At 71.2% G+C, this 10,206-nt stretch carries 8 protein-coding genes; 4 read left to right on the top strand and 4 right to left on the bottom strand.

The window, feature by feature from the left end; genetic code table 11:
- Nucleotides 1-40 precede the first annotated feature (40 nt).
- The 4 genes from MKK88_RS11740 to MKK88_RS11725 form a co-directional block, all read right to left on the bottom strand.
- On the bottom strand, nt 41-1,195 hold the full coding sequence (locus MKK88_RS11740; RefSeq protein WP_243999832.1) for an acyl-CoA dehydrogenase family protein: 1,155 nt from the start codon (nt 1,193-1,195) through the stop codon (nt 41-43).
- Nucleotides 1,196-1,377: 182 nt separating this feature from the next.
- Entirely contained in the window at nt 1,378-2,574 is a 1,197-nt protein-coding gene (locus tag MKK88_RS11735) for an acyl-CoA dehydrogenase family protein (protein ID WP_243999830.1), read from the bottom strand.
- Nucleotides 2,575-2,578: 4 nt separating this feature from the next.
- Nucleotides 2,579-3,766: an acetyl-CoA C-acyltransferase gene (locus tag MKK88_RS11730; RefSeq protein WP_243999828.1), complete on the bottom strand. Its 1,188-nt coding sequence runs from the start codon at nt 3,764-3,766 to the stop codon at nt 2,579-2,581.
- A gap of 88 nt (nt 3,767-3,854) precedes the next feature.
- The gene (locus MKK88_RS11725) at nt 3,855-5,924 is read right to left on the bottom strand and encodes a 3-hydroxyacyl-CoA dehydrogenase NAD-binding domain-containing protein (RefSeq protein ID WP_243999826.1); all 2,070 of its coding nucleotides are present in this window, start codon (nt 5,922-5,924) and stop codon (nt 3,855-3,857) included.
- A 317-nt stretch (nt 5,925-6,241) separates the two neighbouring features.
- Here MKK88_RS11725 and MKK88_RS11720 point away from each other — a divergent pair, with 317 nt between their 5' ends.
- The 4 genes from MKK88_RS11720 (at nt 6,242) to MKK88_RS11705 (ending at nt 10,194) form a co-directional block, all read left to right on the top strand.
- Nucleotides 6,242-7,270, top strand: coding sequence for an NAD(P)H-dependent flavin oxidoreductase (locus MKK88_RS11720; RefSeq protein ID WP_243999824.1), 1,029 nt, complete (start codon nt 6,242-6,244; stop codon nt 7,268-7,270).
- On the top strand, nt 7,267-8,004 hold the full coding sequence (locus tag MKK88_RS11715) for an enoyl-CoA hydratase-related protein (RefSeq protein ID WP_243999822.1): 738 nt from the start codon (nt 7,267-7,269) through the stop codon (nt 8,002-8,004). The genes MKK88_RS11720 and MKK88_RS11715 overlap by 4 nt, the downstream gene beginning before the upstream one ends.
- Nucleotides 8,001-8,816: an IclR family transcriptional regulator gene (locus tag MKK88_RS11710; protein ID WP_243999820.1), complete on the top strand. Its 816-nt coding sequence runs from the start codon at nt 8,001-8,003 to the stop codon at nt 8,814-8,816. The genes MKK88_RS11715 and MKK88_RS11710 overlap by 4 nt, the downstream gene beginning before the upstream one ends.
- A 175-nt stretch (nt 8,817-8,991) precedes the next feature.
- Nucleotides 8,992-10,194: a CaiB/BaiF CoA transferase family protein gene (locus MKK88_RS11705; protein WP_243999818.1), complete on the top strand. Its 1,203-nt coding sequence runs from the start codon at nt 8,992-8,994 to the stop codon at nt 10,192-10,194.
- Nucleotides 10,195-10,206 lie beyond the last annotated feature (12 nt).

Genomic DNA, 10,206 nt, shown 5'->3' with positions numbered 1-10,206 from the left:
CCAAAGGGCTCGCCCTTTGGAAACCCCTTGTTCGCCGGGGTTACGCCGCCAGCAGGCCGTTCTCGTCCTGCGTGATCCGGCGCAGGTGATGGGCGGTGTCGCCGAGCTGGTACTCGATCATGGCGAGCCGCTTGAAGTGGTGGGCGCCGATATATTCCAGCGTCATGCCGATGCCGCCGTGGAGTTGCACCGCCTCCTGGCCGACATAGCGGCAGGCCTTGTTGATCTGGACCTTCACGGCTGACAGGGCCGCGGCCCGCGCCCTGGCGTCGGCCGTGTCCACCATCATGGCGGCGTAGAGCGCCATCGAGCGGGCCTGTTCCAGCTGGATCAGCATGTCCACGGCCCGGTGCTGGAGGGCCTGGAACGAGCCGACGCTGACGCCGAACTGCTTGCGCGTCTTGAGGTACTCCACGGTGAGCTCGTGAAGCGCGTCCATGGAGCCCACCGCCTCGGCTGCGAGCGCCGCGATGCCGTGCTCCACCACCCGCTCCAGAAGCGGCAGGCCGCCCTCCGGATCGCCGAGGGCCGCATCGCCCGGCAGCGTGACATCCGAGAACGAGACCTCGGCCGCCCTTCCGCCATCCTGAGTCGGGTAGGCCTCGATGGCGACGCCGGCGGCGTCGGTCGGGACCAGGAACAGGCCGATCCCGTGTGGGTCGCGCCGCTCGCCCGAGACCCGGGCCGAGACCACCATCAGCCCGGCCGCGTCGGCGTTCGGCACGACGCTCTTGGCGCCGCTCAGCACGAAACCGTCGCCGCTGCGCCGGGCCGTGGTGGCGACATCCGCGAGATCGTAGCGGGACTGGCGCTCGGTGTGGGCGAGGGTCAGCCGCAGGTCACCCGCGACGAGGCCGGGGACGAGGCGCTCCTTCTGCGCCGTGCTGCCGCCGAGCCGCAGGGCGGTCGAGCCGAGGACGAGGCTCGCCAGCAGCGGCTCGACCACGAGGTTGCGGCCCACCGCCTCCATGACCAGCAGGGTCTCGACCGGACCGCCGCCGAACCCGCCCTCCTCCTCCGAGAAGGGCAGGCCGGGGATGCCGAGTTCGGACAATGCCGCCCAGCCCTCCGCGGGGAAGCCCAGCGGCGCCTTCAGCCGCGCCTGCCGGCTCTCCAGGGACGGGTAGAGATCGGCGGCCAGTCGCTCGACGCTGTCGCGCAGGAGCGACTGGTCCTCGTTCAGGTCGAAATCCATGGTGTTCCCTCACGGATGGTCGCGGCAGCGGCGTTCGTCCCACCAATCTCCCTTATCCTGAGGTGCGGCGCAGCCGCTTCGTAGGAGCCCTCCAGGGATCTCGCGGCCAGCTGGAGGGCTCCTTCGAGGCCCGCTGACGCGGGCACCTCAGGATGAGGCTGTGGGTGGGATGGGACTGTCGCTCACAACCCCAGAATGCCCTTGGCGATGACGTTGTGCTGGATCTCGTTCGAGCCGCCGTAGATCGAGACCTTGCGGTTGTTGAAGTAGCTCGGCGCGGCCGCATCGACCCAGTCGAAGCCTCCGGGCAGGTTGTTGGCCCCGGCCCCGCGGGCCGGCGCGGCCAGCGCGAACGGGCCGGCCAGTTCCACCAGCAATTCGGTCGCCGCCTGCTGGAGTTGAGAACCGCGGATCTTGAGCAGCGACGAGGCCGGATCCGGCTCCACCGAATCCGCCCGGCCCTTCTTGGCCGCCACCCGCATCTGGGTGATCTCCAGCGCCTTCAGCTCGACCTCGACCTCGGCGACGCGAGACCGGAAGGCGGGATCGTCCCACATCGTGCCGGGCCCGGCCGGCATCTCCCGGGCCAGCCGCTTGATCCGGGCGATCCGCTCTTTGGTCAGCCCGATCCGCGCGATGCCGGTACGCTCGTTGGCGAGCAGGAATTTCGCGTAGTCCCAGCCCTTGTTCTCCTCGCCAACCAGGTTCTCGACCGGCACGCGGACAGAGTCGAAAAAAACCTCGTTGACCTCGTGCCGGCCCTCCAGGGTGAGGATCGGCCGCACGGTGATGCCCGGGCTCTTCATGTCGATGAGCAGGAACGAGATGCCGCGCTGCTTCTTGGCCTCGAAGTCGGTGCGGACGAGGCAGAAAATCCAATCGGCGTGCTGGCCGAGCGTCGTCCAGGTCTTCTGGCCGTCGACGACGTAATGGTCGCCGTCGCGCACCGCCTTGGTCTTGAGCGAGGCGAGGTCGGAGCCGGCGCCGGGCTCGGAGAATCCTTGGCACCACCAGTCGTCGAGGTTGGCGGCCCGGGGGAGGAAACGCGCCTTCTGGTCTTCCCGGCCGAAGGTCGCCAGCACCGGGCCGAACATGTAGCAGTTGAACTGCTGCGGCAGCGGCACCGCCGCCTGGAACAGCTCTTCCGTGTAGATGTAGCGCTGGATCGAGGTCCAATCCCGGCCGCCCCATTCCTGCGGCCAGTGCGGCACCGCCCAGCCCTTGGCGTTCAGGATCCGTTGGCTGGTGACGTAATCCTCCTTCGAGAGGCTGCGCCCCTCAGAGACCTTCTTCCGGATCTCCGCCGGGATCTCCGTCCGGCAGAAGTTCCGGACCTCGTCGCGGAACGCGATTTCCTCGTCGGTGAAGCGCAGGTCCATCGGTTCAGCTCCGGGCGATCTCGAACAGGCCGGCGCAGCCCTGGCCGCCGGCGACGCACATGGTCACGACGGCGTAGCGGGCGCCGCGGCGGCGGCCCTCCAGCAGGGCGTGGCCCACGAGTCGCGCCCCCGACATGCCGAACGGGTGGCCGACCGCGATGGCCCCGCCGTTGACGTTGACCTTCTCGGGGTCGATCCCCAGCGTGTCGCGGCAATAGACCGACTGGGACGCGAAGGCCTCGTTCAGCTCCCACAGGTCGATGTCGGAGACCCGCAGGCCCTGCCGCTCCAGCAGCCGCGGCACCGCGAAGACCGGGCCGATGCCCATCTCGTCGGGGCCGCAGCCCGCCGAGGCAAAGCCCCGGAACGTGCCCAGCGGTTCGAGGCCCCGGCGCGCCGCCTCGTCGGCCGACATCAGCACCGAGGCCGAGGCGCCGTCCGACAACTGGCTGGCATTGCCCGCCGTGATGAAGGCGCCCTCCCCGCGCACGGGCTTGAGCTTGGCGAGGCCCTCCAGGGTCGTGTCCGGCCGGTTGCCCTCGTCCTTGGCGAGCCGGGTCTCGACCTCGCGGGTCTCACCGGTGGCCTTGTCGGTCACCGCCATGACGGCGGACATCGGGACAATCTCGTCGTCGAACAGCCCGCGTTCCTGCGCCGCGGCGGTGCGGCGCTGGCTTTCCAGGGCGAACCGGTCCTGCGCTTCCCGGGAGATGCCGTACCGCTCCGCCACGATGTCGGCGGTCTCGATCATCGGCATGTAGATCGCCGGCAGGTGGGCCTCCAGCCACGCGTTGCGGGTCAGTTCCCGCTGCACCTTCGGCTGGACGAGGCTGATCGACTCGACGCCGCCCGCCACCGCCACCGGCACGCCGTCGAGGATGATCCGCCGGGCCGCGCTGGCGATCGCCTCCAGGCCCGAGGCGCAGAAGCGCGAGACCGTGACACCGGCCGACTCGACCGGGATGCCCGCCACCAGGGCCGCGTGCCGGGCGACGTTGCCGCCGGTGGCGTTCTCCGGATAGCCGCAGCCGAGCACCACCTCCTCGACCGTCTCGGGCTCCAGGCGCGCCCGGTCCAGGGCGCCGCGGATCGCGTGGGCGGCGAGGTCGGCGCCGCGGGTGAGGTTCAGCGCGCCCCGATGCGCCTTGCCGATGGGCGTGCGGGCAGTCGCGACGATCACCGCGTCGGTCATGACGGGTTCCTCTGGGGTTTCCGAAGGGCGTCACGCCCTTTGGTGGGGTGTCGGGGCGAAGCCCCGACGGATCGCGCTTGGGCCGGCATCAGGCCGCTTTCCAGTCGGCGAAACCGCCGCCCTCGGCGGCGAGGCGCTTCAGGAGCGGGGCCGGTTCCTGGCTGTCGTCGCCGGTCTCGGCCGCAAAGCGGGACAAAGCTTCGGCGATGGACCTGAGGCCCACGGTGTCGGCCCAGTGCATCGGGCCGCCGCGCCAAGCCGGCCAGTTGTAGCCGTTGATCCAGATCGTATCGATGTCGCTCGGCCGGGCCGCGATGCCCTCCTCCAGGATTCGCGCGCCCTCGTTGACCATCGGATACATCAGCCGCGCCACGATCTCGTCCGGCGTGAAGCTGCGGCGCGCGATGCCGTGCTCGGCGGCGACCCGCGCGATCAGCGCCTTCACCTCCGGGTCGCGGGTGCCGGTGCGGGCGCCGTCCGGGTAGAGGTAGAAGCCGCGGCCGGTCTTCTGGCCGTAGCGGCCCATCTCGGCGAGCGAATCCGCCACCGGAGCCCGGCCGCCGAAATCCCTGCGCGAGCGCCAGCCGATATCGAGCCCCGCGAGGTCGCCCATGGCGAAGGGCCCCATCCGGAAGCCGAAGCCGGTCACCGCCGCGTCGACCTCGTGGGGCAGCGCGCCCTCGAGCAGCAGGCGCTCGCCGGCGCGGCTGCGGCGCTCCAGCATGCGGTTGCCGACGAAGCCGAAGCAGACCCCCACCGTCACCGGCAGCTTGTTGAGCCGCTTGCCGAGGTCCAGGGCGGTGGCCAGCACATCCGGCGCGGTTTTTTCCGCCCGGACCACCTCCACGAGGCGCATGACGTTGGCCGGGCTGAAAAAGTGCAGGCCGAGCACGTCCTGCGGCCGGTTGGTCACCGCCGCGATGGCGTTCACGTCGAGGTAGGAGGTGTTGCTGGCGAGAATGGCGCCGGGCTTGGCGATGCCGTCGAGCTTGGAAAAAATCTCGCGCTTGACGCCCATGTCCTCGAAAGCCGCCTCGATGACGATGTCGGCGGCCTTGGCGTTCTCCAGGCCGATCGCGCCGGTGATCCGGCCGATCCGCTCGTCGCGCTGCGCCTCGGTGATCGAGCCGCGCTTGGCCGAGCCGGCATAGAGGCCCTTCACCCGGTCGAGGCCGCGGGTCAGGGCGCCCTCCTCCGTCTCGATCACCGTGACCGGGATCCCGGCATTGGCGAAGCACATGGCGATGCCGCCGCCCATCGTGCCGGCGCCGATCACCGCGGCCGTGTGGATGGGACGCCGGGGCGTGTCCTTCGGCAGGCCGGGGACCCGGGCCGCTTCCCGCTCGGCGAAGAAGGCGTAGCGCAGGGCCTTCGAGCGGGGATCCTCCACCAGGGTGCGGAACTCGGCCCGCTCGGTCGCGACGGCGGAATCGAAATCCTGATCCAGGCCGGCGCGCACCGCCCGCACCAGGGCGTGGACGTTGGTGGCGTCGGGATCACGCTTTGTGGCCTCGGCGGCCAAGACCTCGAATTTTTCCTGCGCCTCCGGTGTCAGCTTGTCCGACCGGTCGCGCACCCGCGGCAGGCGGCCCGAATCGGCGATCTCCAGGGCGCGGGTGCGGGCCGCCGCCACGAGGTCGCCGAGCACCACGGCATCGACGATGCCGAGCGCAGCGGCCTTCTCGGCCGAGACCGGATCGCCGGTGAGCATCATCGGGAAGGCCGCGTCCGGCCCGATCAGGCGGGGCAGGCGCTGCGTGCCCCCCGCCCCCGGGATGATCCCGAGCTTGATCTCCGGCAGGCCGAGCTTGGCGGCGGGCGCCGCGACCCGGCCGTGGCAGGCCATCGCCAGTTCGAGGCCGCCGCCGAGGGCCACGCCGTTGATCGCCGCCACCACGGGCTTCGGGCTGGCATCGAGGCGGTCCAGGATGTCGGGCAGGCTCGGCGGCTGCTGCGGCTTGCCGAACTCGGTGATGTCGGCCCCGCCCACGAAGACCTTGCCCTCGGCGGCCAGCACGATGGCCCGGACCGACTCGTCCGTGATGGCCTGGTCCAGGGCCCCGTCGAGGGCCGCCCGCAGCGCGGCGCCGAGCGCGTTGACCGGCGGGTTGGCGAGCGTGAGCACGGCCACGCCGCCATCGACCTCCTGACGAACCACCCGGGACTCCCTTTTGTATTCTGCAATGCAGAACCGCAGTCTGCTTGTCGGAGCGATGTTGGTCTGAGCAACTGATCTCGTCAAGAACGTACGGTGACTATCCGCGCGTCCTGACAGGTCATTCCGCAGTGCGGAACAATTTGCACGAACCGGTTTGACCGTGACCCAGGCGTCGTGTCATCAAAACCGCATTGAACAAGACTCGGTTGCGGGCGCTGTCAGGCGAACGTGCGCCGGGCTCTCGAAAGCAGGGGAAGCGCCGTGCATGGCATCGATCGGGGCGTGAGCGCCTGTCAGGCTCAGGTGGGGAACGGGCGGTGAGCGACGGTCCCGCGCGGTTCCCTGAGCAGCCCACCGCCGGGCGCCTGCCCGAGATCCTGCGCGGCCGGCTCGCCCTGCCGGTGATCTGCGCGCCGATGTTCATCGTCTCCGGACCGGAGCTGGTGATCGCGCAATGCCTGTCGGGCGTGGTCGGCTCCTTCCCGGCGCTCAACGCCCGGCCGGCCGAGCTGCTGGACGCGTGGCTCACGCGGATCACCCAGACCCTTGCCGAGGCCCGGGCGGCGGATCCGTCGAAGAGAATTGCGCCCTTCGCGGTGAACCAGATCGTCCACGCCTCGAACGACCGTCTGGCGCAGGATGTCGAGGCCTGCGTCCGGCACCGCGTGCCGATCATCATCACCTCGCTGCGGGCGCCGGACGCGGTGATCCGCCCGGTCCATGCCTATGGCGGCGTGGTGTTCCACGACGTCACCAATGTCCGCCACGCCGAGAAGGCGCTGGAGGCCGGCGTCGACGGGCTGATCCTGGTCTGCGCCGGGGCGGGGGGCCACGCGGGGACGCTGAGCCCCTTCGCGTTGATCGGCGAGATCCGGCGGTTCTACGACGGGCCGCTGATCCTGTCGGGGGCGATCACCTCGGGCGCTTCGATCCTGGCCGCCCAGGCCATGGGCGCCGACCTCGCCTATATGGGCACCCGCTTCATCGCCACCCGGGAGGCGAACGCGGTCCCCGGCTACAAGGACATGATCACCGGCAGCGCGGCGTCCGACATCCTCTACACCCCCTACTTCACGGGCGTGCCGGGCAACTACCTGACGCCGAGCATCCGCGCGTCGGGGCTCGATCCCGAGGCGCTGCCGGTGCGCGACAAGACCGCGATGGATTTCGGCAGCGCCAGCGTGAAGGCGTGGCGGGACGTCTGGGGGGCGGGCCAGGGCGTCGGCACCATCGCGGACGCGCCGGCCACGGCCGACCTCGTCGCGCGGCTCGCCCGGGACTACGCGGCGGCGCGGGCGCGGATGGCCGGGGTGTCGGCGGATTACGCGAGCGAGGCCGCGCCGTGAGCATCCGCCTCGCCGAGCCGGAGCCCGGGATCCGGCTGGTCACCATCGACCGGCCGGAGCGGCGCAACGCCCTCGATCGCGCCGCCTATGCGGAGCTGACCGAAGCCTTCCGGGCTGTGGCGGGAGACGAGAGCGTGGCCGCCGTCGTGCTCACCGGCGCCGACGGCTGCTTCACGGCCGGCAACGACCTCAAGGATTTCCAGGATGTCGAGACCGGGGGCGACAGCCCCGGCCTGACCTTCCTGAAGGCCCTGCGCGCCTGCCCGAAGCCGGTCGTGGCGGCGGTGGAGGGCCACGCGGTCGGCATCGGCACGACGCTGCTGCTCCATTGCGACCTCGCATATGCGGGGGATAGCGCCCGGTTCCGCCTGCCCTTCACGGCATTGGGCCTCAGTCCCGAGGGCGGATCGAGCTACCTGCTGCCCCTGACGGCCGGATCGAAGCGGGCCGCCGAGCTGCTGATGCTCGGCGAGCCGTTCACGGCCGCGGAGGCCGTGTCGGCCGGCCTCGTCAACGCTGCCGTACCCAAGGGGACGGCGCTGGCGATGGCCCTCGCCAAGGCCCGGTCCCTCGCCGCCCTCCCCCGGACCTCGATCGCCGCGACCAAGCGGGCCCTGCGCCGCGGCCAGGACGAGCCCGTCGCCCGTACGCTGGCCGAGGAGGCGGAGGTGTTCCACGCGCTGCGCCGCGGTCCGGAGGCGCAGGCGGCCTTCGCGGCGTTCCTGCGCCGATGAGGGACGGACAGACCCTGCTGGCCGAGCCCGATGCCGCCGGGGCCGGCCCCAAGGAGGATCGCCACTTCGTCACGGCTTTGGCCCGGGGGCTGGCGGTGCTCGCCTGCTTCGGCCCGGGCCGGACGAGCCTTGCCAACCACGACATCGCCGAGGCCTGCGGCCTGCCGCGCTCCACCGTGTCGCGGCTCACCTACACGCTGACCAAGCTCGGCTACCTGCAGCACGAGCCCGAGCTCGGCCGCTATCGGCTCGGCACCGCGACCATCGCGCTGAGCTCCGCGGCCCTCGGCGGTCTCGACGTGCGGGCCATCGCCCGGCCGGTCCTGCGGGCGGTGGCGGAGGCGGCCAACGCCTCGGTCGGGCTCGGCGTGCGCGACCGGCTCAGCATGCGCTACGTCGATTGCCAGCGCGGCCCGGCGGCGATCTCGCTCAACCTCGACACCGGCTCGCGCATCTCCCTCGCCCGCAGCGCCATGGGCCGGGCCTATGTGGCGGTCTGCCCCGACCGGGAGCGCGCCGGCCTCTACGAGGATCTGGAGGCGCTGGATCCCGTGGCCTGGCCGGCCCTGCGGGCCAGCCTCGACCGGGCGGTGGACGAGCACCGGGAGATCGGCTGCTGCACCTCGTTCGGCGAGTGGCAGGAGACGGTCTGCGCCATCGCGGTCGGGTTCCATCCAGGCGGCGGGCTGCCGCCCATGGCGGTCAATTGCGGTGCCCCCACCGTCATCACCGACGCGCGCTTCCTCCTGGACGTGGCGCGTCCGAAGCTGATCGAGGCCGTGCGCAGCCTCGACGGCGTGATGGGGGCTTGAGCCGTGAAGACGGGGTTTCCAGAGGGCGAGCCCTTTGGCGGGGTGTCGGGGCGGAACCCCGTTGTTGGGCTTCGCCCAAACCCACCAGGGCTCCGCCCTGGACCCGCAAAAGGTCGAAGACCTTTTGAAACCAGGACTTTCTTGAGCCAAGCCCCCTGTATCGAGGACCTCTCCGATGGATGCTGATCCGGCTCACGATCTGCCGCTCGCCGGGATCCGGGTGCTCGACCTGTCCCGGGTCCTGGCGGGGCCCTGGTGCGCGCAGGTGCTGGGCGACCTCGGCGCCGACGTGATCAAGGTCGAGCACCCGGAGCGCGGCGACGACACCCGCGACTGGGGCGTCCCGACCAGCCCCGGCAACACCTCGTATTTCGACAGCGTCAACCGCAACAAGCGCTCGATCGGCGTCGACCTCGCCACGCCGGAGGGGCTGGCGATCGTGAAGGCGCTCGCCCGCGAGAGCGACGTGCTGGTGCAGAACTTCAAGACCGGCGGTGCCGACAAGCTCGGCCTCGGCTACGCGGCGCTGTCGGCGGAGAATTCCGGGCTGATCTACTGTTCCATCGCCGGCTATGCGTCCGACGGCTCGGAGGCGGGCCGGCCCGGCTACGACCTCGTGGTGCAGGGCGAATCCGGCGTGATGGCGCTCAATGGCGAGGCCGGGGGGCCGCCGCTGAAGTTCGGGGTCGCGGCGGTGGACCTGTTCACCGGCCAGTTCGCCGCCCAGGCCGTGCTCGCGGCCCTGTTCCAGCGGGAGCGCACCGGGCGCGGCAAGGCGATCGACCTCGCCCTGTTCGATTGCGGCGTGGCGCTGACCTCCTATTACGGTCTGGAGGCGCTGGCCCGGGGCATCGATCCGCCCCGCTACGGCAACGCCCATCCCTCGATCGTGCCCTACGGGGTGTTCGAGGCGGCGGACGGGCCCGTGGTGATCACGGTGGGCAACAACGGCCAGTACCGCCGCTTCTGCGAGCAGGTGCTGGAGCGGCCGGACTTGGTCGCCGATCCGCGTTTCGCCACCAACCTCGACCGCTCGAAGAACCGCTCCGCCTTCATCCCGGTGCTGGAGGCCGCGCTGGCGCAATGGCAGCGCGGCCCGCTGATCGCCAAGCTGCGGGCCGCCGGCATTCCCTGCGGCGAGGTGATGGGCCTGCGCGAGGCCCTGACCTGCGACCGCGCCCGGGAGGCCGGCCTCGTGGTCGGCGGCTCCGACAATGCCCACGTCATCGCCCCGCCCTACCGGCTCGACGGGCGGCGCCTGCCGGTGCGCCGGATGCCGCCCGGGCTCGGGGATTCGGGCGCGGAGATCCTGGCGGAGCAGTTGGAGTATTCGGTGGAGGCGCAGGACGCGCTCAAGGCGAAGGGGGTGGTGCGGTAGCGGGGGCGCTGG

This window comes from Methylobacterium sp. E-005 (assembly GCF_022829725.1).
Taxonomy (GTDB): domain Bacteria; phylum Pseudomonadota; class Alphaproteobacteria; order Rhizobiales; family Beijerinckiaceae; genus Methylobacterium.
This window is presented reverse-complemented; position numbering and strand designations above follow the sequence as displayed.